This window comes from Amycolatopsis decaplanina DSM 44594 (genome assembly GCF_000342005.1).
In the GTDB taxonomy this organism is placed as follows: Bacteria; Actinomycetota; Actinomycetes; order Mycobacteriales; family Pseudonocardiaceae; genus Amycolatopsis; species Amycolatopsis decaplanina.
The window spans coordinates 53,349-75,723 of the sequence record NZ_AOHO01000061.1 but is presented as its reverse complement, the minus strand read 5'-3'; the positions used below and the strand labels follow the sequence as shown (position 1 = coordinate 75,723).

The window sequence follows — 22,375 nt, the reverse complement described above, 5'->3', positions numbered from 1 at the left end:
GACGGTAACGAGCGGATGCTTCGGTGACGGCCGAAGCGTCCGGCCGACGTGAATCGCGTGCTCAGAGGCGGAACTCAGGTGCTTGGACACGGAACTCGCGTGACTGGATGCCGCACTCGAGTGTGCGGCGTCTGAGCACGCGAGTTCCGCCTCTGATCACATGAGTGCGGGGTCCGAGCACGTGAGTGCGGGGTCAGGCCCGCTCCAGGAAAGGCGTCAGCAGCTCCGGCACGGACTCCTCCGCGAACAGCAGTCCCTGCTCCTCCCCCGCGTCGTACACCGAGTACGCCCCGCCACCGGCGGCCGTGGTCGCCACGACGGTCAGCAATCCCTTGCGCCGCTGGAAGATCGACTGCTTCACCGTCCAGCCGATCACGCCGTCACGTTCCAGGGCGAACGTGCTCCGCCGCACGGTCCCGTGCCGTCCGACGAGGTAGCGCCCGGTGATCCCGTGCCCGAGGTTGCGATAGGCGTCCAGCGCCAGCAGCACCGACGCCGGCAGCAGCACGACACCGAGCGCGGCACCGATCACCAGCAGGACGTCGGTGAGCAGGAAGCCGAGGATCGCGAAGATCGCCAGCAAGACCACGACCGAACCCACCCACCAGCGCAGCAGCCGTCCCCGCGCCGCGCGGGGATGTCCGGTGAGCCGGACGGCTTCGGCCGGCGAGACCGGTTCGCGCAGTACCGCGGCGGCGACCCGGTTGGCCGTCGCGACCGGCACGGCGGGCAGGAGCGTGTGGTAGTCGGTCTTGTCCTTGTCGTCGCTCTGCCGCATGCCGGTGGCGATCGCGTCGACGCGCGCCGCGCCGGAGATCCGGTTCCCGAGCGGCTCGACGAGGTCGATGCCGCGCATCCGGCGCTCCTCGATCGAGATCGAGCGCGTGGTGAACAGGCCCCGGCGCACCCGCAGCGTGCCGCCGGGTTCGCGATCGAGCCGGTAGTTCCACCACATCTCGACCCACAGGCCCAGCGCGCCGACCAGGCCGACGACCATCACGATCGCCAGCAGGATCAGGATCGCCGCCACCAGCGGGATACCCCGGAACAGGCCGATCACCCAGTCGATCAGGCCTTTCTGCAGGCCCGCCCATTCGGAGATCTGCATGAGGCCGCCGCCCGCGGCGAGCCCCAGGGTCGGCGTGACGAACGACATCGGCGCGTAGCGGATCCAGCTCAGGTCCAGTTCGGCGAGCGGCGCGTCCACATCGGTCTCCGCGATTTCCGCGCGGCGCAGCAGGTCCGCGCGCAGCCGCTCGGCCTCGGCGCGTGAAACGGGGTTGAGTTTGATCCGGCCCTGCCCGCCCGATTCGTGCGAGCCGGTGCCGATGGTCACCACCGCCACGCCGAACAGCCGGTGCAGCGGGTTCGCGGTCAGGTCGACGTTGCGGATCCGTTCGCGCTGCAGGGATTTCCGCGAGCGGAAGATCAGCGTGAACGCCGTCTCCAGCCGGTCCGGCGTGACCCGGTACCGCACCCCCTTCCAGTAGAACAGGTCCGCCAGTACGCCGCCGCCGACGAGCACCACCCCGCCCGCGAAGACCCAGGCGAGCACGACCCAGAACCGTCCCCCGCCGCCCACGATCGCGGCCGTGATCGGGATCGCGGCACCGACGGCCGCGCCCGCCATGGTCAGCGCGGTGACGGCGAGCGTCCGTTTGTCGAGCGTGTTCCAGCCTTCGAACTCGCCCGAGGTCATGTCGCGTCCCCCGGCGTCGCCTGCGTCGTCTCGGTGAGCTGCTCCGCCAGGCTCGCGGCCAGCTCGTGGTCGAGCCCGCGGATCTTGACCGCGCCCCGGGCCGACGCCGTGGTGACCGTGACGGTCGCGAGCTTGAACACCTGCTGCAGCGGCCCGCGCAGGGTGTCCACGGTCTGGATCCGCGACATCGGCGCGACCCGCCACTCCTGCCAGAAGAACCCGGAGCGCGCGTACACCGCGGTCTCCGTGACCTCCCAGCGGTGCACCTTGAACCACCACAGCGGCATCGCGATCACCCAGACCAGGCCCATCACCGCGAACACCGCCGCCGGTGTCAGCAGCCAGAATCGCGCGGGCGTGACGAGCAGCCCGAGCACCACCAGCACCAGCACCGGCGCGCCCCAGAAAAACGTTCCCTGCAGCCGCCACCAGCCCACGACCCGCTGATCCAGCGCGTTCCGCGGCGGCCTCAACCGCACCTTCCCCCGTTCGGCTTCCACCGAGTTCACCCCCGAGATCGTTTACAATGCGATCGCATCGTAATAGCGTGCGACAGTAGTGGCAATGCGATCGCATTGCAAACGGGCGGAACGGATGGTGAAGGTGCCGAAACAGGTGGATCACGCCGCGCGACGCGCGGAGATCGCCGAGGCGCTGACGCGGCTGACGGCCACGCGGGGCCTCGAAGGTGTCAGCCTCCGGCACGTCGCCGCCGAAGCGGGCATGTCGATGGGCTTGGTGCAGCACTATTTCAAGACCAAGGACGAGATGCTGCTGTTCGCCGTCGAACGCCGCTCGCAGGTGTACGAAGAACGCATCAAAGCCCAGCTGGAGACCGGCGAACTGCCGTCGACCCCCAAGGCCATCATCCGCGCGATCATGATGGAGATCCTGCCGCTCGACGAGCGCGGCCGCGGCGACTGGCTGATGGGCGTCGCCTTCTTCATCCGCGCGGTCTCCGATCCATCGTTCGCGGCCGCGTACACCGAGGGCGTTCCCCAGCTGTTCGAACTGTTCGCCTTGCTGATCCGCCAGGGCCAGGAGGCGGGCGATGTCGACAAGTCGGCCGATCCGATGCACGAATCCGCGATCCTCTGGGCGCTCGCCGATTCGCAGGGCACCAACATCGTGATGAAGCACCGGACACCGGACGAGGTCTTGTCCACTGTGGACTATCACCTCGACCGGCTGTTCGGCTCAGCTCCCGCCGGATGACGACGCCGCCGACGCCCGCACCGCCCGCAGTTCCCGGAACAGCTTGCGCAGCGCGGGAACCGCGTCCCCGCCGCGTTCGCCCAGTTCCTCGATCCGGTCCTTGTACCGGCGCCGGTCCTTGCCCGAAACGACACCGCGGAGTTCCACCGCGGCCACCAGCGCGGTGAGCGCGGCGTCCGCATCGGACACCGGCGACGGACCACGCAACGCCTGATCGACCGAGGCCCGCAACCGTTCGACCACGGCCGGATCCCGCACGGTCGGACGGCGCGACGGGAACAGGCCCAGCGTCCGGCCCGTCCGCAGTTCGATCACGCCCGCCGTGTCCAGCTGGGACTCCAGCGCCTCCAAGGTGCCGCGCGCGTCCTTGCGCACCCACCATTTCCACTTGCGCGGACTCTCCACCGCGATCTCGGTGAGCAGCTCGTCGAGGACGAGGTCACCGGTCGGCCCGGCGCCCGACACCGCGACCCGGCCGTCCGCGTCGGTGACGCGGCCGCGCAGCACGAGGTCGGTCAGCGCGGCGCCGCGGATCAGCAGACCCGCGCGCGCCCGGTCACGCAGCTTGGCCTTGCCGACGTCGCAGGCGAGCAGATACGTCTTGGCGGGTAAGGAAAGTTCGGTCATCGTCAGTGCCTTTCCAGCTTGGGCCAGATCTCGTCCCAGGAACCCTGTCTGCCGTCGTACCGCCACAGCAGCCCTTCCACCACCGGGGTCACCGTGGCGAAGTACGGCTTGAGCAGTCCCGGATCGAAGCCGAGGAACAGCACGCTACCCGCGGACTCCGGTGGCCGGTCGAAGTACCAGTAACCGCGGTGGCCACTGTAAACGTGATCGATGCCGTACCGCTGACCGTAGAACTCGGTCGCGGCGGCGAACGGGTAGATCTCGGCGTACACCGCGGTGCGTGCCCGCTGGTCCGGAGGCAAGGCCGCGTAGGTTTCGCCGACCGCCTTGACCAGTTCCTGTTGTGGCAGTTCGCCGCCCGCGAAGGAACTGCCGAGTGTGATCGGGCCGAGGCTCGTCCTGGTCATGGACGCCGGGTAGATCGGCAGGCCGGCGAGGGTGATCACCGCCGAAAGCACCATCACGGGCCACGCCACCGGCCGCCACTTCGGAACGTGCTTCGCGAATCCGGTCGCCGCCGCGGCGAACGGCAGCGCGAAGACGCTCATCAGGTAGTAGGAACGTCCGTGCAGCACCAGGAACGCCACGATGATCGCGGCTATCGCCACCCCCAGGAAGCGATAGCCGCGAAGTTCACGGGAGAAGTTCAGCCGGACGAGGCCGTACACGAACGCGAGCACACCAGCCCCGACGCCCGCGGTCAGGAAGCCGTCGCGCAGGAAGGGCCACGTGCCGGGGAATTCCGCCGAGACGACGTCGTTCATGATCAGGTACGGCCAGCCGTTCGACGCCTGCCACACCAGCGTCGGAATCGTCGCGACGACAGCGATTCCCGCGCCCAGCCATAGTTTCGGCCGCCGTAGGAGCTCCCTCGGCCCGAGCACGAGAGCGCCGACGAGCGCCAATGCCCAGAAAGCCGGGATGAGGAACTTCGTCTGCAGGGAGATCGCGGTGACCACGCCCGCCCAGACCAGCAGCCCGTCACGGCGGACACGCACCCAGCGGACGACCAGCCACACGATCACCGTCCAGAGGAACGGATCGAAGACGTAGGTGCCGATCCAGTGGCTGACGATGATCACGCCGGACGTCGCGTAGAGCCCGGCCGCGAGCACCTGCGCGCCGCGTCCGCCGCCCAGTTCCCTGGCGATCAGCGCGGTGACGACCACTCCGGCGGCCGCCGCCAGCGTCATCGGCAGACGCAGCATCACCAGCGACCCGGGGAACAGCGTGTCCATCGCCCCGGCCAGGGCGGGGATCAGCGGTGGCTGGTCGAAGTACCCCCACGCGAGGTGGTCCCGGCCCGCCATCAGGAAGTACAGCTCGTCGAAGCCGTGCGCGTACCGGCCGCTCGTGGCCAGCAGCGCGGCCGCCGCCAGCGCGGCGACGACGAACACCGGCAGCCGGGCGAAGGTCCGCTCCTGTCCTGTTCGGACGGTCTGCGTCGCGTTGCTCATGATCCCCAGTCCACCCGAGACGATCCCGTCGGGAAACCGGGTAAGGAGGGTCATCGGATAGACGAAAGTTGCGGATCTCCCCGCCTCCGGTCGCCGGGTGGTTACCGTGATCCGGTGGAGAAAAGCAGGTCGTTCCGGCCGGGTCCGGCCGACACGGTGTGGCTCACGCTGGCGGCGCTCGCGTTCGCGGGCCTGGACATCACGCTGTACGTGTTCGGCGAACCGACGACCGGCTGGGCGGGGCCCGCCGCGGGCGTCACGCTGCAGGTGCTGCTCGATCTCTCGCTGATCCTGCTGTTCCGGTTCCCCCGGCTGGTCGCGGGCCTGATCACCGCGGGCGGACTGCTGATGCTCGCCTCCGACCTGCTCTCCCCCGGCCTGCTGGTGCCGGAACGGCAACTGACGCTGATGACCGTCCCGACGATCACCCCGGTGGTGCTGAGCCAGCTGGCACGGCTGATCGACCGGCGGACCCTGCTCTGGCTGACCGCGATCCTGGTGGTCTGCGCGTCGAGGCCGTGGGACCCGCACTGGAACACCACCCCGTTCGGCCTGCTGAGCACGGCGCTGCCCACCACGCTTTCGCTGTACTTCGAGGCCCGGCGCCAGTTGCTGCGCTCGCTGCGGGACCGGGCCGAACGGGCCGAACGCGAACAGCACCTGCTCGCCGAACGCGCCCGCGCCGAGGAACGGCGGAAACTGGCCGAGGAGATGCACGACGTCGTCACGCACCGGCTGAGCCTGATGGTGCTGCACGCCGGCGCGCTCGGCGTCGTCTCGGCGGACGAGGCGGTGCGGAACTCCGCCGAGGACATCCGGCGCGAAGGCACGCTGGCGCTGGACGAACTGCGCGATCTCGTCGGCGTGCTGCGCAACGGCGCGAACGCCGAGCCGCCCACGCTCACCGAGGGCGCGGCGGGCGATCCGGCGACCCTGGTCGCGGAGTCGGCGTCGGTGGGCATTCCGACCGACCTGATCGTGCAAGGCGATCCCGGGCGGATCTCCCCGACCGTCGCCCGCACGGCGTACCGCGTCGTGCAGGAAGCGCTGACGAACGTCCGCAAGCACGCACCGGGCTCGTCCGCGACCGTCGAACTCCGGTACCACGCGGACGGTCTGGACGTCGCGGTAAAGAACACCCGTGCGGGCGCCGCGCCGGACCCGGCGCTGGCGGGCAGCGGTTCGGGCGCGGGACTGGCCGGGTTGCGGCAACGCGTCGAACTGATCGGCGGCCGGTTCGACGCGGGGCCGCGAACGGGCGGCGGATACCGCGTCGATGCGATACTGCCCGCCTACGTCCCGACGGCGGAAGGAGATCGGTGATCCGGGTGGTCGTCGTCGACGACGAGCCGATGGTCTGCGCGCATCTGCGGACGATCCTCGGTTCCGCGGACGACATCGAGGTGGTGGGGCAAGCACAGGACGGCGCCGAGGCGGTCGAAGCCGTGGTCCGGCACAAACCGCGCGTGGTGCTGATGGATCTGCGGATGCCGGGCGTCGACGGGCTGACCGCCATCGAACGGATCGCGAAACTCCCGGAACCGCCCGCGGTCGTCGCGCTGACGACGTTCGACGCGGACACCTACGTCATCCGCGCGCTGCGGGCGGGCGCGGCCGGTTTCCTGGTGAAGTCCACGCCGCCGGAGGATCTGATCGGCCTGGTCCGGGTCGCGGCGGACGGGCACACGGTGCTCTCCCCCGAAGCGGCGCAACGGCTCGTGGCGATGTCGGCCGACGGACGGCGTCGCGGGGACGACGCGCGGCGGAAGACCGAAGGGCTGACCGAGCGCGAGACGGACGTCCTGGCCTGTCTCGGCGAGGGACTGTCCAATGCGGACATCGCGGCGAGGCTGCACCTGGCGGAGGCGACGGTGAAGAGCTACGTGTCGCGGATGCTGGTCAAACTGGACTGCGCGAACCGGACCCAGGCGGGGCTGCTCGCGCACGAGGCCGGTCTGGTCAAGCGGTGAGCTGTCCGTCGTGGTTCTTGCGGGCGTCGAGCACCTCACCCATGTGGACGCGAGCCCACTTGTCGAGCATCTCGAGCGGTTCGGCGAGGTTGCGGCCGAGCGCGGTCAGCTCGTACTCGACGTGCGGAGGGATCTCCGGGTACGCGGTGCGCGTCAGGATGCCGTCGCGGACGAGGCTGCGCAGCGTCTGGGTGAGGACCTTCTGCGAGATGCCGCGCACGCGCTTGCCGATCTCGGTGAACCGGAGCGGGCCGTCGCCGAGTACGCCGACGATCAGCACGGTCCACTGATCGCCGATGCGGTCGAGCAGCGCGCGGGTGGGGCAGTCGGGGTCGTACGGGTTTCCGAGCACGTGACCTCCTCACTCTCTCCGGGAGAGTAACACGCCTAGTGAGAGGGAGTGGGCCGCATCAGTGCCTCGAACAGCAGGATCAGATGACGGCGGCCGCGCTCCCAGCGCGCCTCCAGTTCGGTCTGGTCGCGAGTCGCCCAGCTGGCGATGAGGATGCCGCGGACGACGTCCATCGCCGTGTACACCGCGTGCAGGAACTCCGGATGCGCCGAATGGTCCGGGAGCAGCGCCTTGCCGAACTCGACCAGGCTGCTCGTCGCGATCGGCTCGACCACCGCCATCTGGGCGCGCAGTTCCTCGTCGGTCCGCGACGCCACCCACAGCTCCACGGTCGCCGAGAAGACCGGGCCCTGGTGCATCTCCCACAGCAGCTGCAACGCGTCCCCGACCGGGTCGGCCGACGCCTTGAGCCGGTCGATCTCCGCCATCGCGACCTCGGTGCGCTTGGCCGCGAGATGCCGGATCGCGGAGGTGACGAGGTCGGTCTTGGTCGGGAAGTGGTGCACCTGCGCGCCGCGGGTCACCCCGGCGCGATCCGCGACCCGGGTGGTCGTGGTGCCCGCGTAGCCGTACTCGACGAGACAGTCGATCGTGGCGTCGAGCAGCCTGACGCGCATCGCGGCGCTGCGTTCCTCCTGCGTGCGTCGTGGGGCTGCCATGCGCCTACTTTATGGTGCGCCGCGCGAGGCGCGCGCCACGAGGCTCTCGACCATGCGCCCGAGGACCTTCGCAAGTAGGTGACTAATTGCGGCCGACGATCGGCACCGAGAGCGAAGTCCCGCCCAGCTCGAAGGTCACCCGGGCACCGAGAGCGGGCAGCGCCGGGTCGAACATGTCCCCATCGGTCCCGCCCAGGACGAGCGCGAGCCGGTGCCCCGCCGGGACGACATGGTCGAGGCTGCTCAGCCGGAAGGTCATCGAGTACGCCTCGCCGGGCACGAGCGGTTCACCCCGCCACAGCGACCGGTGGTGGCCGAGATCCGCCCAGCCGGTCGCCACGATCCGTTTGTCCACAGTGGTCAGATCCGCGACGGTGCCGAGGAAGCATCCGGTGTCCGCGGCGGTGCCCGCGCCCCAGCAGGAGCGGGTCGTCAGGTCCTTGGTGCCCAGCGCGGGGAACTTCGTGTTGCGCACGGTCGCGGGGCCGTAGTCGACCAGCACAGCGCCGAGCCGCGCGGCGGGCTTGTCCGAACGGGCGGTCACCGTCACGGTGGCGGTCCCGGCCACGCGCGTGTCAGCCCGCACGGGTTCACCTGCGAAGACGAGCCGATCCGAACGCGCCTCCGACGGGTTCTCCACCCACTGCGACGCCCCGCGCGCCGGGTCGTCGATCACCGAAGCCGTGCCGGACGACGGGCGATTCCCCAGCCCACCCGACTCCGTGGGCCACAGCGTGCGCGACGCCGCACCCACCGGCGGCCAGCGGCGTTCGTCGGTCCAGCGGTCCGGGGTGTGCTCGATCCGGATCGCGGGTTCGGTCTCGACGCCGTTGCGGACGCCGAGCAGCCATCGGTCGAACCACCGGTGCAGCGTCCGCACGAACCGCGACCGGTCGAGGTCGAACGGGTCGACGTGCGCCGCCTGGTGCAGCCACGCCTTGCGCGGCACGCCGTGGGAGTTCAGCGCCTCCCACCAGGGCCCGAACTGGATCGGGTTGACGTTGAGGTCGTAAAAGCCCATCGACGCGAAAACGCTCGCGCGCACCTTGCCGGTCTTCGCGACGTAGTCGAGCCCGCGCCAGTACTCGTTGAAGTTCCCGTCCGTTCCCGCGCGCCGCGCGTTCTCCTCCTCGAACGGCCGGCACAGCTTCATCGCCCGTTCGTTGTAGAGATCCGGCCCGCCCGCCCAGCCGAAATAGGCGCCGTGGGAGTTGTGGACCTCGTAGTACGAACTGACCCCCGCGATCGGCACGATCGTCTTCAAGCCTTCGATCCCGGACGCGGCCATCCCGATCGCCGTCGCCCCGTCCTGCGACTTCCCGATCGCGCCCACCGACCCGTTCGCCCAGTCCGCGCGGACCCGCTCGGGCCCGAACGGCGTGCGGAACGCGCTCGCGCGCCCGTTGAGCCAGTTCACGACGCCGTTCCCGGACGCGACGTCGTCGAAACACCCCGAAGAGCGATTCGTGCCTCCGACGTCGACCAGCACGACCGCGTACCCGCGCGGGACGAAGTAATTGTCGTAGAAGAGCGGGAACTGCGACGGCGTGCCGTCGGGGAGGTACGTCTTGGGCTGGCGCTCGTTGCCCCGCCCGATCTTCTCGAAGTACGGGCTGACGTCCATGATCACCGGTACGCGCTGCCCGCGCGCGGCCGGTTCCGCCGGGCGGATGATGTCGGCGGCGACCCGGTCGGCCCACCCGTCGCGGTCGAGATCCTGGCCGGTCTCCACCCAGGCGGTCTCGCGGATGGCCTTCTCGTAGGAGAACACCGGCGCGCTGACGCCGTCACGCAGGACGAACGAGGGTGACGCGGCGGCGGGCGCGGCGGTGAGCAGCAGTGCCGCCACCACGGTGGCGGTCAAGGTCTTGAGCCCCATCGCCCGAGTATCGCTTACAAAACCCGAACATTCCCCCCACATTCCTCGTATCCGGCCGCGCGACGCTCTTCGCATGCTGAAACACACCATCGCCGTCTGCCTCACCGCGGCCGGCCTCGCTGGTCTCACTGTCCTCGCCCCCGCCGCCTCGGCCCAGGCACCGATCACCCTGAGCCCGGAAGAGTCCCAGCAGCTGTGCGCCGAATGGCTGCCCAAGCTCACCCAGCGCACCACCAAGCTCACCGAACGCATCAACGGCGGCCCCGAGATCCGCGGTTCGGTGGCGAATCTCAAGGCCAGGGCCGAGGACCAGCGCAAGAAGGGCCACAACGACACCGCCGACAGGCTCCAGAAGCGTGCCGACAAACGCAATGGCAGGCTTCCCGAGCTCACCACCGCGAAGCAGAAACTGGACGCGTTCGCGGGCGCGCACTGCAAGGCGGGCAAGTGAAACGACTCCTGGCCGCGACCCTGACCGCGCTCGCGCTGTTCGGCACGGCCGCGTGCACCGACGACGAGCCCGCTTCGAGCCCGGCGCCGGGTGAGCTGAGCGACGTCCAGCACACCCTCGACTCGATCGAGCAGGACATGGCCGGCGACCCGGCCCCGTGACAGGATCGGCCGGTGACGACACAACCGGGACGCGGGCTGGTACTCCTCGTCGAGGACGACCCCGCGATCGCCGAGCTCGCCTCGCTGTACTTGCGGCGGGACGGGTTCGGCGTGCACGTGGAGGCGGACGGCGGCGCGGCACTGGCCACGATCCGGCGGCTGCGCCCGGTCGCGATCGTGCTCGACATCGGACTGTCCGGAATGGACGGTATCGAGATCTGCCGGACACTGCGCGCGGACGGCGACTGGACACCGGTGCTGTTCGTGACCGCCCGCGACGACGAACTGGATCGCCTGCTGGGCCTGGAGATCGGCGCGGACGACTACCTGACGAAACCGTTCAGCCCGCGTGAACTCTCGGTGAGGGTCCGGACCGTCCTGCGCCGCGCCGCCGGAGCACCGTCGCCCGCCGAGACCCACACGGCGGGCGGCGTTCGCGTCGACGTCACCCAGCGTCGTGCCTGGGCCGCCGACACCGAGATCGCGCTGACGTCGACCGAGTTCGATCTGCTCACCCACCTGGTGCGACGGCCCGGTCAGGTGTTCAGCCGCGAGCAGCTGCTCAGTTCCGTCTGGGGTTACGCGGCGTCGGCGGGCACGCGGACCGTCGACGTCCACATCGCCCAGCTGCGCGGGAAACTGGGCGAGCACAGTCCGATCAGGACGGTCCGCGGGATCGGTTACGCGGCGGACGCCGGATGAGCCGGACGTCGCTCGCGCTGCGGATCACCGTGGTGTGCCTCGCGATCGCCGCGGTCGCGGTGGTGGTCGCCGGGCTGGTCGCGGCCCGGCTCATCCGCACCACCGGCACCGACGTGCTCCGGCAGTCGCTCGCGGCGCAGGCCGACGTCGTCGCGAGCCAGCTCGACGAGACCGGGATCGGCAACCGGCTCGGTGTCGGCAAGGTGGCGGAAGTCGTTCGGGGGCAAGGGATCGACGTCGTCGTCCGCCGTCCGAACGGGACGCTCGACGGCGCCGGGACGGCCGCTGCGATCGCCGCTTCCAAAGCGGGCTTGACGCGCACCGGCTCGGACACGGTGTTCGTCGAAGGCCGGCAGTACCTCGTCGAAGTCCGCACCGTGGGGGCGAAAGGGGCCGCGTTCGCGCTCGTCCAATCGACGCAGATCGGCGAGGCACGCGGCCGGATACTGGTGCGCAACACCGTGCTCGCGCTCGGCGCCGGGCTGGCGGTCGCCGCGATCGCGGGACTCGTGCTGAGCCGGATGCTGTCGCGGCCCCTGCGCCGGGCCGCGTCGGTGGCGAACGGGATGCGGTCCGGGCGCCGTGACCTGCGGGTTCCGGTCGAAGGCCCGTCCGAGGTCGCGGACGTGGCGAAATCCGTCAACGAACTGGCCGACGCCCTGCAGTACAGCGAGGCGCGGCAGCGCGAGTTCCTGCTTTCGGTGTCGCACGAACTGCGGACGCCGCTGACCGCCGTCACCGGGTTCGCCGAGGCGATCGGTGACGGCGTGGCCGAAGGCGAGGACGCGCGCCGCGCCGGGCGGACCATCCATCGCGAGGCGGAACGACTGGAACGCCTGGTCAGCGACCTGCTGGAACTGGCACGGCTCGGCGCGGACGAGTTCCGTCTCGACCCTGCACGTCTCGATCTCGCCGCGCTGGTCGACGAATGCGCGGACGTCTGGCGGCTGCGGTGCGCGCGACAGGACGTCACACTGCTGGTCGAGCGACCACCCGGCGAGGTTCCGGTCATCGCCGATCCGCGGCGGCTTCGCCAGGTCGTCGACGGGCTGGCCGAGAACGCCCTGCGCGTGACCCCGGCGGGTGCGCCGATCGTGTTCTCGCTGGTGGCGGCCGACGGGCAGGCCCGGCTGGCGGTGCGGGACGGCGGGCCCGGTCTCGCGCCGGAGGATTACCCGGTCGCGTTCGAGCGCGGGGTGCTGAACAAGCGCTACCGCGACAGCCGCCCGGTCGGTTCCGGCATCGGGCTCGCGCTGGCGCACGGCCTGGTCACCCGCATGGGCGGGACGCTGACGGCGGGTCCGGCGCCGGAAGGCGGAGCCGCGTTCACGGTCGCTTTCCGGTTAGGGTGATCGAGTGGAGATGTTGCACCTGCGGTATTTCGTGGCCGTCGCCGAGGAACTGAACTTCTCCCAGGCTGCCCGCAAACTGCATATGGCCGCTTCCCCGCTGAGCCAGCGCATCAAGGATCTCGAACACGAGCTAGATCACAAGCTGTTCGACCGCAGCACGCATCACGTCACCCTCACCGCGGCGGGCTCCGCGCTGCTGCCTATCGCGCGGGACGTCCTCGAACAGGTCAACGCGATCCCCTGGCGACTGCGGGAAGCGGTGAAACCCCAGCGGAGCACGGTGTTCGTCGGCATCCCCGCCGGCGTGCACCCGGCTCTGCGGGAACGGGTCAAACGACTCGAAGAACGCTGCCACGAACGCTTCGAACTGAAGCGCTGGCCGGGTACGACGCCCGATCTGGTCGCCGCGGTGCACGAGGGCAAACTGGCGTTGTCGCTGGTCCGGATGCCGGTCGCCGATCCCGCGCTGGAGATCATCCCGGTGCAGGTGGAGCGGCTCGGCGCCGTCGTCCCGGCCGGCCGGTTCGCCGGGCGGGAAACGGTGGACATAGCCGAATTGAGGGACCTGTCCTATATCCCGTCCGCCTCGGAAAGCATTCCGGCTTATTCGGACGAGATGGACCACACCCTGTCGAAAGCGGGCATCAAGAAACGACTCAAGGTCGGCGGAACCGAATATTCGGGCATTTCCGAATTGGTGGCGAACGGTTCGTCGTTCTCGATCACGATGCTCGATCCGGCCAGCCCTATGCATCTGTTCCTTGTCGACGGCGCCACCATCCTGCCCTTCGCGGATTTCCGCCCCCAGCCGGAGACCGCCCTGGTCTGGCGGCGCGACCGCGCCGAGGAGGGCGACCTCGCCGAACTGGTCGGCGCGGTCCGCGAGATCTTCGCCGAACCGCTTTCGACGTGATCGAGAGCCCCGGTCAGCCATAGAGCTCGTGAGTGGTAAGGACGGTTAGAACCGTCCTTACCACTCACGAGCCCGCCACCACGGCCCGCCACCGCCACCGCCAACGTCGCGAAAGCCACTTTCGGGACATCCAACGTCGCGAAAGCCACTTTCGGGACATCCAACGTCGCGAAAGTGGCTTTCGCGACACACCCCGACACCACGCCACGATTGCCTTACCCCTCAGTAGAACTGTCCTTACCACTCACGAGCCCCCTTTACATTACTTCACCAAATGGTATGACCACCGCGGTCATACCATTCTTCGTTTCTTGATCATTCCCTTTCCCGCTATTCGCGTCTAACTTCGGTTGTAGAGCGAAAAACGGCGAAAGGAAGCAGAATGACGGAGCACGCTACCGGACCGCTGGACGGCGTTCGCGTGATCGACCTCTCGACGGTGGTCATGGGCCCGTACGCCGCGCAGATCCTCGGCGACCTGGGCGCCGACGTGATCAAGATCGAGTCACCCGCCGACACCGTGCGAGTGGGCAAGTTCCGCACGACGCCGGGTATGACGCCGCTCAACCTGAACGTGAACCGCAACAAGCGCAGCGTCGCCCTCAACCTCAAGGACGAGGAGGAGCGCGAGCAGGCGCTCAAGCTGATCGACACCGCCGACGTGCTGATCACCAACATGCGACCCGGCGCGCTGAGCAGGCTCGGCATGAACCACGCCGACCTCGCCGCGCGCAACCCCGGCCTGATCTACGCCCACGCACAGGGCTTCCGCGGCGACTCCGACCGCGCGGGTCACGCCGCCTACGACGAAACCGTGCAGGCGTCCTCCGGTCTGGTCGACGTCGCGAACCGCGCACTGGGCAAGCCGGTCTACCTGCCGACGATCATCGGCGACAAGGTCTCCTCCCTGACCATCGCCTACACCGTGCTCGCCGCGCTGGTGCACCGCGACCGGACCGGCGAGGGCCAGCGGGTCGAGATCCCGATGACCGACACGCTGATCGCGTTCAACCTCGTCGAGCACCTCGCCGGGCACGTCTTCGAACCCGCGGAGGGACCGACCGGTTTCGGCCCGTCGATGAACCCCGGCCATCAGGCGGTGCACACCAAGGACGGCATGGCCTGCGTGATCCCCTACAACCCGCAGAACTTCCGCGACTTCTTCCACGCCGCCGGGCGGCCGGAACTGGCCGAAGACCCGCGGGTCAACGGTGACGCGATCGACGGCACCGACCACGAGGCGCTGGCCGCGATGATCGCCGAATGCGCCCCGGCGCTGACCACCGAGGAGTGGACCGAGGTCTGCGCGAAGCACAGCATCCCGATGGCCCCCGTCCTCGAACTCGACAACGCGCAGGACGACGAGTACGTCCGCGATGGCCACCTGCTCGACGTCGTCGAGCACCCGAGCGAAGGCTCCATCCGCACCATCGGCATCCCGGTGAAGTTCTCCGCGACTCCCGGCTCCATCCGGCGCCTGGCTCCCCTGCCGGGTCAGGACACCGAAGAAGTCCTGCGCGAACTCACCACCACCCGCTGAGGAAGAACCATGAGCACCAAGGAAGTAAGGACGGAACGGGTCGGCGGCACACTGCTGATCACGATCGACCGGCCACACGCCCGCAACGCGGTCGACGCCGCCGTCGCGGCGGGCCTGGCCGAAGCACTGGACCTGCTGGAGACCGATCCCGCGCTGCGGTCCGGGGTCCTGACCGGCGCGGACGGCTCGTTCAGCGCCGGCATGGACCTCAAGGCGGCACTGAAGGGCGAGTCACCCGAGATCCCCGGCCGCGGATTCGGCGGGCTGACCGAAGCCGAACCGTCGAAGCCGCTGATCGCGGCCGTCGAAGGCTGGGCCATGGGCGGCGGGTTCGAACTGGCGCTGGGCTGCGACCTGATCGTCGCCGCCGAAGACGCGAAGTTCGGGCTGCCCGAGGTGAAGCGCGGGCTGATCGCCGCCGGTGGCGGCGTGATCCGGCTGCCGAAGCGGATCCCGCATCACCTGGCCATGGAGTTCCTGCTCACGGGCGAACCGATCAGCGCCGAACGCGCCGGGCGGCTGGGCCTGGCGAACCGGGTCGTCCCCACCGGCGAGGCCGCCGCCGTCGCGCTGCAACTGGCCGAGCAGATCGCCGCCAACGCTCCCCTGGCGCTGGCACTGGTCAAGAAGATCGTCCGCGCTGCGGACGGCGTTCCCGACGCGCAAGCGTTTGCCACCCAGCGTGCGGAGATGCCGGCGCTGATGAAATCGGCCGACGTCCGCGAAGGCATGCGAGCCTTCGCCGAGCGCCGCGCTCCGAAGTGGACCGGTGAGTGAGATGAAGCAGCGAGAAGTTCTCCAGCACGTGACCACGCCGCTCACGAATCCGGCGTACGCGCCGGTGGTGCCCCGGTTCACCGACCGGGAATACCTGAACATCGTCTACCGCACCGACGCCGGCGCCCTGCGCGCCGTGGTGCCGGAGCCGCTGGAAATCGACGAGCCGCTGGTGCGGTTCGAGGTGATGAAGATGGGCGACGTCAGCGGTTACGGGCCCTACACCGAGTCCGGCCAGGCCATCCCGGTGAGCTTCGAGGGCGAGCGCGGCGAGTATCTGCACGCGATGTACCTCGACAACTTCCCGGCCACCGCGTCCGGCCGCGAGATCAGCGCCTACCCGAAGACCATCGGCTCGCCGAAGCTGTTCGCCGAGAACGGCGCGCTCGTCGGGACACTCGACCACGGCAGCCAGCGGGTCGCGACCGCCACCATGGGTTACAAGCACCACCGGCTGGACGTGGCCGAGGCCGAAGCGCAGATCACCGTGCCGACGTTCATGCTCAAGACCATCCCGGACTACGACGGTTCGCCCCGGGTCTTCGAACTGGTCCGCACCGAGATCACCGACGTGGTGGTCAAGGAAGCGTGGACCGGGCCCGCGCGGCTGCAACTGTTCCAGCACGTCCTGGCCCCGCTCGCCGACCTCCCGGTGCTGGAGGTCGTCTCCGCGAGCCACATCCTCACCGACCTGACGCTCGCCCCGGTCAAGCCGGTCTTCGACTACCTGAAGGGAGCACGGTCATGACTTTTCGCAGCGCCGCGGTGATCGGCGCGGGCACCATCGGCCTGTCGTGGACGGCGTTGTTCGCCGCGCACGACATGGAAGTCCGGGTCTCGGACCCGCGGCCGGATCTCGCCGACGCCGTCGCCGGCGCATTGAAGGCGTTCGCTTCGCATCTCGGCCGGGACGTCGCGGACCTCGCTCCTCGCGTCCACCTCGCCACCGACGTCGCCGAAGCCGTCCGGCACGCGGATGTCGTGCAGGAGAACGGGCCCGAGAACGTCGAGTTCAAGAAGGAACTGTTCGCGACCCTGGTCCGCGAGGCACCGTCACACGCGCTGCTGCTCAGCTCGTCTTCGGCGATCCCGTCGACCGCGTTCGCCGCGGAACTGGACGACGCGTCGCGAGTCCTGATCGGACACCCGTTCAACCCGCCGCACCTGATCCCGCTGGTCGAGGTCGTGCCCGGTGAGCGCACCAGTGCCGAATCGGTCGACCGGGCCGTCGAGTTCTACCGGTTCGTCGGCCGGACCCCGGTGGTGGAGCGCAAGGAGATCCCCGGCTTCGTCGGCAACCGGCTGCAGAACGCGCTGAGCCGCGAGGCGATCTACCTGGTGGAACAGGGTGTCGTGTCACCGTCCGAATTGGACGCCGTGATGACGAACTCACTCGGCATCCGCTGGTCCGCGGTCGGGCCGTTCCTCGGCTCGCATCTGGGCGGCGGCCCTGGTGGCTACCGGCACATGGCCGAGCACATCGGCAAATCGATGAAGAAGATGTGGGCCGGTCTCGGGCAGCCCTCGCAAGACCCCGAAGAACAGGAACGGCTCATCGAAGCCGTGGAATCCGCTTACGGCTCCTCCACGTACTCGGAACTCGCCGAGGCGCGCGACCGCAAGCAGCTCGCGGTGCTGTCCGCTTTGGACAGTGCCGCCAGGGAGGAGAACTGAAATGACCGCCGACTTCTACGCCTACGAGGACCTGCTGCCGGAGGAGGAGCGCAAGCTGCTGCTCAAGACGCGCGACTTCATGCGCACCGAGGTCAAGCCGCTCGTGAACGAGTACTGGGCCAAGGGCGAGTTCCCGCACGAACTCGTCGGCAAGTTCCGCGAACTCGGCCTCGCCGGACTGCCCTACGAGGGCTACGGCGAGCACCTTCCGGCCACCAGCCACCTGCTCAGCGGCATGATGGCGATGGAGATGACCCGCACGGACCCGTCCGTGGCCACGTTCTTCGGTGTCCACAACGGACTCGCGATGTACAGCATCTACTCGGGCGGAGACCAGGAGCAGCGCGACCGCTGGCTCCCGTCGATGGCGGCCATGGACAAGATCGGCGCCTTCGCGATGACCGAGCCGCTCGGCGGTTCCGACGTCGCGGGCGGTATGCGGACGACGGCGCGGCGGGACGGCGACACCTGGATCCTCAACGGCGCCAAGAAGTGGATCGGCAACGCGACCTTCGCCGACCTTGTCATTGTGTGGGCCCGCGACGAGGAGGACAACAACGTCAAGGGTTTCGTGGTCGAGAAGGACTCCCCCGGATTCGTGCCGGTCAAGATCGAGAACAAGTTCGCGTTCCGGATCGTGGAGAACGCCGAGATCACGCTGACCGACGTCCGGGTGCCGGAGGCGCACCGGTTGCAGGGCATCAACTCGTTCCGCGATGTCGCCGAGATCCTGCGCGCGACCCGCGGCGGTGTGGCCTGGCAGGCGCTTGGCGTGATGATCGGGGCCTACGAACTCGCGCTGGACTACGCCAAGGAGCGCAAGCAGTTCGGCCGTCCGATCGCGCGGTTCCAGCTGGTGCAGGACCTGCTGGTGAAGAGCCTCGGCAATATCACCGCGTCGTGGGGCATGCTGGTGCAATTGGCCAGGCTGCAGGACGCCGGGATCTTCAAGGACGAGCACTCGTCGCTGGCGAAGGCCTTCGTGACCTCGCGGATGCGGGAGGTCGTCGCGTGGGGCCGCGAGATCTTCGGCGGCAACGGGATCGTGCTGGACAACGACATCATGCGGTTCTTCACCGACGCCGAGGCGATCTACTCGTTCGAAGGCACCCGGGAGATGAACACCCTGATCGTCGGGAAGGCTATCACCGGGCAGAGCGCCTTCGTGTGACCTGACGGCCTGTCCGTGAAGGCCTCCTTGAGGGACCCTGGGTCCCTCAAGGAGGCCTTCACGGACTTTCGTCAGCGGTACTTCTTGCCGCAGGACTCCTGGGCGCCGGAGGAGAAGCCGTCACGGAAGGCGGCGACTCTGGCGAAACCGGCCGGGAGTGTCCGGCCCCGGACGTCCGCCGCGATCAGGCTGTTCCGGGTAAGCATCTCGGCGATGGCCTCGTCGAGGTCACCCGGTGACAACGTGAGTGCCCCGCCGTCCACGATGGTCGACGCCCAGAAGCCGGTGAGACACGCCGTGCGCTGCGCGGCCACCGGCCCGTCGAGCCGGAACCCGCCCTCCTGCTGCAAAGCGAGCGTGTAGCGCGACGCGACCTCGGCGAACGCCGCGAAGTCACCGATGCCGCCCTGCCGTCCTCGGCGCGGCGGGGTACCGATGCGGACGAGGCCGTCGAGGTCGAGGTTGATCTGGTTGGCCTCCGAGCAGTACGACGCGAGGGCGTCCTCCGTCGTCACACCGCAGGCCGCTCCGGTGGTGAGCGTCGGCGGGGTGGCCGCGAGCCGGAAAGCCTGCCGCAGGCTGGTGGTGAGGTCGGCCAGGGCCTGGCGATCGTCGAGCCGGACGTTCTCCGCCGCCGCCCGCTCGTTCGTCCTGGCCGAGCCGAAACCGCCTTGTGTGCTCCGGCCCTCGACTTCCCGCTCGTCGATCTTCGCGCACCGAGCGGGCCCGTCGGTGAAGCCGAACTGGAACGCGGAAACCCGGTCGAACGCGTTGCCGTGCGCACCGTCGTCGGAATAGGCGACCCCGGCGGAGTCGCGGATCTGGAACAGCGCCGTGAGTACCTCGTTGAGCCCGCGGCCGGTGGAGACCTGGAACATGGGCGACTTGCCTTCGGCGACCCAGCGGAGGTACGCCCCGGTGTAGCAGTCGGCTTGCTGCTCCTTGACGATCGACGGTGCCGCGGCCGGGAGCCCCAGCCGGGACTGGACGGCGTGGCCGATCTCGTGGGCGAGCACGGCCATGACCGCCGCCGGGCCGATGGAGTCGTTGAGCGTCGGCAGCAACCCCCCGCGATCCCACGCGACGACGTCTTCCCCCGAACAGTAGAAGGCGTTCACCAACCCTGCGGTCGAAGCTCCGCAGATCTCGCGGCCGCGCCCGCCCGAGTCGTAGGAGACGAGAGTGGTCAGCGGCCGGAACTCGCGGTCGAAGATCGCGGGCAGGTGCTCGCGCCAGTACCGCTGGACGTCGGCGACGGCGTTGGCCGCCAGCTTGTCGATCTCACCGCCGTCGCCACCGTCGACCGGCAGGCCGGCGTCGAGCACGCCGGGTTTGAGGCCGCTGGCGCCGTCGGTGATCTCGAGCCCGGCGACCCGGGTGGGATCCACCGGTTGTGCCACTCCCCCGACGGTCGCGGCACAACCGGTGAGGCAGAGGCAGAGGCTCAGCAGAATCGTCCAGCCCTGCCGACGCTTCATCACACCATCCCCGTCTCCACGACTTCCCGACTCCACGGACACGGACGGCGGCTCGACGCGGTTCAAAAGAATCTTGGGATGAGCCTCAGTTCACGCAACCGGCCATCGCAGGCGGTGCGGAGGAAGTGGAAGACGAAGGCGGCGCGGCGACCGAAGAAGTGGCCGCCACCGGCTTGACCCCGATGCCCCCGGTCGGTTCCCCCACCGCGGCGACGGTCGTCGAATTCAGCGCGGACTTCACGAACGCCTTCACCTCGGCCGGATCCACCTTCACCGCGTCGCCGTCGGACGGCGTCGGCAGGGAAAGGCTCTGGACCGGGATCGTCTGGAACTTCAGTGCCCCCGAGCTCATCCCCCGCAGCTGCTGCGCGAAGCTGAGCACATCCCAGCCGCGGTCGAGCACGACCGAACCCTGGATCGCGCCGATCAGGGCGCTCAGCCTGACGGGATCGGTGAACGTCCCGGCGTCAAGGACGGTCTTGGCCATACTCGAAAGGAACGCCTGCTGCCGCGCGATGCGGTCCAGGTCGCTGGGCAGGCCGTGCCGCTGCCGTACGAAAGCGAGCGCCTGCGCCCCGGAAAGCAGCTGCTTCCCCGCCGGGAACGAAGCACCGGAGTACTTGTCCTGCACCGGTTCCTTGAGACAGACCTCGACACCGCCGACGGCTTCGCTCAGCGCGGAGAACCCGGCCAGGTTGACGGCGGCGTAGTGGTTGATGGACAGGCCCGTGAACTGCTCGATCGTCTGGATCGTGAGTTTGGCGCCCGCCTCGTTGGCCTTGACCTCGAGCTGCGGACCGGTCAGGCCCTGCGCGCGCAGCGCGTTCATCGCGGCGTTCTTGCCGCGGCTGTACGCCGAGTTGATCTTGTGCTTGCCGAATCCGCCCGCGATGTCCACATAGGAATCACGAGGGATGGAGATGGCCGTCGCCCCGGCCCCGCCCGCCGGGATGTGGACGACGATCATGGTGTCGGTGGTGTCACCGCCGTCTTCGCCGCTTCCGGCGTGCAACGCGTCGAGGACGTTCTGCGGCAACGGGTTCCCGTTGGCTTCCGTCCGGGAATCGATGCCGACGAGCAGGATGTTCTGTGCCATCTTCAGCGGTTCACCCGCCGGGCCGTCGGGCACCTGCGCGGAGGGGGCGATGACGTCGGCCGTGACGATCGCTTCGTCCAAACGGCTCAACTGGGTCCACGCGAAACCCGTGACCCCCAGTACGGCCGTCGACACCAGGCCCAGTGCGACGCGGCCGCCGATCCGCCGTCCTCGCGACGTGAGCAGCACGACCTTCTCCCCGCTTCCGTGAATGATCCCCCGCGTTCGAGGATCACCGCGTTAGCTGGGAATTACCTGAGAAACTTGTCATAACCGGGTCTTAAAGCCCGTTCGGATCAGCGGAAGTGATCAAACAGACAACCCGTCGCGACGCGGAGTGCCGGACCGACCGCACAGCGCTCCCTAGCGGGGCATGCGGCGCCAGATCGCCCGTGGCACGACACGCATCACCGCGAACACCAGCCTCAGAAGTCCCGGCACCCACACCGTGTCCCGGCGCTTCCGGAGCGCGGCGACCGTCGCGTCGGCGACCTGATCGGGAGTACTGGAGAACGGCGCGGGTGACATGCCCTCGGTCATCCGGCCGATCACGAACCCGGGCCGGACGAGCAGGAGACGCACGCCGGTGCCGTGCAGGGCGTCGGCCAGCCCGCTCGCGAAACCGTCGAGGCCCGCTTTCGCCGATCCGTAGACGTAGTTCGCCCGCCGGACCCGCACCCCGGCGACCGACGAGAAGACCACGAGGCTTCCGTTTCCTTGCTCACGAAGCACATTGGCCACATGCGTCAGCACACTCACATGAGCCACATAGTCGGTGTGGACGATCGCGACGGCGTGTCCGGCGTCCGCTTCGGCGCGCGCCTGGTCGCCGAGGATCCCGAAAGCGGTGACGACGACGTCGAGCGGCCCGTGTTCCGCGACGACCTTCTCCAGGAACGGACCGTGTCCGGCGAGGTCGTCGGCGTCGAACTCGGCGACATCGACCGTCTCCGCGCCCGCGGCCAGCAGCCGCTCGGACTCCGCGCCGAGGTCCGCACTCCGTCGCGCGGCAAGCACGATCCGGCGCGCCCCGCCCTTGGCGAGCCGCTCCGCGACCGCGAGGCCGATCTCGCTGCGCCCACCCAGTACCAGCACCGTTCCGCTCACCCGCCGCAGTCTGCCAGGCGGCCCGCCGCCGCCTGGCAGTGGCACGGTTCACAAACTGCAATTTTGCAGTTTCTGCATCTTTGAGCGTATCGTGG

At 69.2% G+C, this 22,375-nt stretch carries 23 protein-coding genes; 13 read left to right on the top strand and 10 right to left on the bottom strand.

The genetic code is table 11. The features are described 5' to 3' along the window. Positions 1 to 193 precede the first annotated feature (193 nt). Positions 194 to 1,699, bottom strand: coding sequence for a PH domain-containing protein (locus H074_RS21530; RefSeq protein ID WP_007032174.1), 1,506 nt, complete (start codon positions 1,697 to 1,699; stop codon positions 194 to 196). Next, positions 1,696 to 2,208: a PH domain-containing protein gene (locus tag H074_RS21525; protein ID WP_007032173.1), complete on the bottom strand. Its 513-nt coding sequence runs from the start codon at positions 2,206 to 2,208 to the stop codon at positions 1,696 to 1,698. The genes H074_RS21530 and H074_RS21525 overlap by 4 nt, the downstream gene beginning before the upstream one ends. Positions 2,209 to 2,293: 85 nt before the next feature. On the opposite strand from H074_RS21525, the gene H074_RS21520 reads away from it, so the two are divergent. Then, complete coding sequence (locus H074_RS21520; protein WP_007032172.1) at positions 2,294 to 2,914, top strand: TetR/AcrR family transcriptional regulator; 621 nt, start codon at positions 2,294 to 2,296, stop codon at positions 2,912 to 2,914. On the opposite strand, the gene H074_RS21515 is transcribed toward H074_RS21520, so the two are convergent. Both H074_RS21515 and H074_RS21510 read right to left on the bottom strand, forming a co-directional pair. Next, positions 2,897 to 3,541: a GOLPH3/VPS74 family protein gene (locus H074_RS21515; protein ID WP_007032171.1), complete on the bottom strand. Its 645-nt coding sequence runs from the start codon at positions 3,539 to 3,541 to the stop codon at positions 2,897 to 2,899. The genes H074_RS21520 and H074_RS21515 overlap by 18 nt on opposite strands. 2 nt (positions 3,542 to 3,543) lie before the next feature. Beyond that, on the bottom strand, positions 3,544 to 4,998 hold the full coding sequence (locus H074_RS21510) for an ArnT family glycosyltransferase (protein WP_039923093.1): 1,455 nt from the start codon (positions 4,996 to 4,998) through the stop codon (positions 3,544 to 3,546). 114 nt (positions 4,999 to 5,112) lie between these two features. Between H074_RS21510 and H074_RS21505 the strand changes: the two genes are divergently transcribed. Beyond that, positions 5,113 to 6,321: a sensor histidine kinase gene (locus H074_RS21505; protein WP_007032169.1), complete on the top strand. Its 1,209-nt coding sequence runs from the start codon at positions 5,113 to 5,115 to the stop codon at positions 6,319 to 6,321. Continuing rightward, positions 6,318 to 6,968, top strand: a complete 651-nt coding sequence (locus H074_RS21500; RefSeq protein WP_007032168.1) for a response regulator transcription factor — start codon at positions 6,318 to 6,320, stop codon at positions 6,966 to 6,968. Before H074_RS21505 ends, H074_RS21500 begins: the two co-directional genes overlap by 4 nt. Here the strand turns inward: H074_RS21500 and H074_RS21495 are convergent. The 3 genes from H074_RS21495 to H074_RS21485 form a co-directional block, all read right to left on the bottom strand. Next, the gene (locus H074_RS21495) at positions 6,958 to 7,320 is read right to left on the bottom strand and encodes a winged helix-turn-helix transcriptional regulator (RefSeq protein ID WP_007032167.1); all 363 of its coding nucleotides are present in this window, start codon (positions 7,318 to 7,320) and stop codon (positions 6,958 to 6,960) included. The genes H074_RS21500 and H074_RS21495 overlap by 11 nt on opposite strands. 35 nt (positions 7,321 to 7,355) lie before the next feature. After that, positions 7,356 to 7,937 (bottom strand): TetR/AcrR family transcriptional regulator, encoded by a 582-nt coding sequence (locus H074_RS21490; RefSeq protein ID WP_007032166.1) that lies wholly within the window; start codon positions 7,935 to 7,937, stop codon positions 7,356 to 7,358. Between the two features lie 124 nt (positions 7,938 to 8,061). Continuing rightward, positions 8,062 to 9,858 (bottom strand): CocE/NonD family hydrolase, encoded by a 1,797-nt coding sequence (locus H074_RS21485; RefSeq protein WP_007032165.1) that lies wholly within the window; start codon positions 9,856 to 9,858, stop codon positions 8,062 to 8,064. A gap of 73 nt (positions 9,859 to 9,931) precedes the next feature. On the opposite strand from H074_RS21485, the gene H074_RS21480 reads away from it, so the two are divergent. The 10 genes from H074_RS21480 to H074_RS21440 all read left to right on the top strand — a co-directional run bounded on the left by H074_RS21480 (position 9,932) and on the right by H074_RS21440 (position 18,599). Next, complete coding sequence (locus H074_RS21480) at positions 9,932 to 10,309, top strand: hypothetical protein (RefSeq protein ID WP_007032164.1); 378 nt, start codon at positions 9,932 to 9,934, stop codon at positions 10,307 to 10,309. After that, positions 10,306 to 10,470, top strand: coding sequence for a hypothetical protein (locus H074_RS41070; protein WP_167333177.1), 165 nt, complete (start codon positions 10,306 to 10,308; stop codon positions 10,468 to 10,470). The genes H074_RS21480 and H074_RS41070 overlap by 4 nt, the downstream gene beginning before the upstream one ends. 12 nt (positions 10,471 to 10,482) lie before the next feature. Then, the gene (locus H074_RS21475) at positions 10,483 to 11,172 is read left to right on the top strand and encodes a response regulator transcription factor (RefSeq protein ID WP_007032163.1); all 690 of its coding nucleotides are present in this window, start codon (positions 10,483 to 10,485) and stop codon (positions 11,170 to 11,172) included. After that, positions 11,169 to 12,524 carry a HAMP domain-containing sensor histidine kinase gene (locus H074_RS21470; RefSeq protein ID WP_007032162.1) on the top strand — a complete coding sequence of 452 codons (1,356 nt, stop codon included), beginning with the start codon at positions 11,169 to 11,171 and terminating at the stop codon, positions 12,522 to 12,524. Before H074_RS21475 ends, H074_RS21470 begins: the two co-directional genes overlap by 4 nt. Positions 12,525 to 12,528: 4 nt before the next feature. Further along, a complete protein-coding gene (locus H074_RS21465) occupies positions 12,529 to 13,437 on the top strand; it encodes a LysR family transcriptional regulator (protein ID WP_007032161.1) in 909 nt (302 codons plus the stop codon). A 382-nt stretch (positions 13,438 to 13,819) separates the two neighbouring features. Beyond that, positions 13,820 to 14,977, top strand: a complete 1,158-nt coding sequence (locus tag H074_RS21460; protein ID WP_007032160.1) for a CaiB/BaiF CoA transferase family protein — start codon at positions 13,820 to 13,822, stop codon at positions 14,975 to 14,977. Between the two features lie 9 nt (positions 14,978 to 14,986). After that, positions 14,987 to 15,754, top strand: coding sequence for a crotonase/enoyl-CoA hydratase family protein (locus tag H074_RS21455; protein WP_007032159.1), 768 nt, complete (start codon positions 14,987 to 14,989; stop codon positions 15,752 to 15,754). A gap of 1 nt (position 15,755) precedes the next feature. Then, a complete protein-coding gene (locus tag H074_RS21450; protein WP_039923075.1) occupies positions 15,756 to 16,502 on the top strand; it encodes an acetoacetate decarboxylase in 747 nt (248 codons plus the stop codon). Continuing rightward, positions 16,499 to 17,428: a 3-hydroxyacyl-CoA dehydrogenase NAD-binding domain-containing protein gene (locus tag H074_RS21445; protein ID WP_007032157.1), complete on the top strand. Its 930-nt coding sequence runs from the start codon at positions 16,499 to 16,501 to the stop codon at positions 17,426 to 17,428. Before H074_RS21450 ends, H074_RS21445 begins: the two co-directional genes overlap by 4 nt. Before the next feature lies 1 nt (position 17,429). Continuing rightward, positions 17,430 to 18,599 (top strand): acyl-CoA dehydrogenase family protein, encoded by a 1,170-nt coding sequence (locus H074_RS21440; RefSeq protein ID WP_007032156.1) that lies wholly within the window; start codon positions 17,430 to 17,432, stop codon positions 18,597 to 18,599. 71 nt (positions 18,600 to 18,670) lie between these two features. On the opposite strand, the gene H074_RS21435 is transcribed toward H074_RS21440, so the two are convergent. From H074_RS21435 to H074_RS21425, 3 genes are all read right to left on the bottom strand, one after another. Next, positions 18,671 to 20,077: a neutral zinc metallopeptidase gene (locus H074_RS21435; RefSeq protein ID WP_007032155.1), complete on the bottom strand. Its 1,407-nt coding sequence runs from the start codon at positions 20,075 to 20,077 to the stop codon at positions 18,671 to 18,673. A gap of 85 nt (positions 20,078 to 20,162) precedes the next feature. Then, complete coding sequence (locus H074_RS21430; protein ID WP_007032154.1) at positions 20,163 to 21,362, bottom strand: LCP family protein; 1,200 nt, start codon at positions 21,360 to 21,362, stop codon at positions 20,163 to 20,165. Positions 21,363 to 21,536: 174 nt separating this feature from the next. Further along, positions 21,537 to 22,280: a decaprenylphospho-beta-D-erythro-pentofuranosid-2-ulose 2-reductase gene (locus tag H074_RS21425; protein WP_007032153.1), complete on the bottom strand. Its 744-nt coding sequence runs from the start codon at positions 22,278 to 22,280 to the stop codon at positions 21,537 to 21,539. Positions 22,281 to 22,375: the final 95 nt, after the last annotated feature.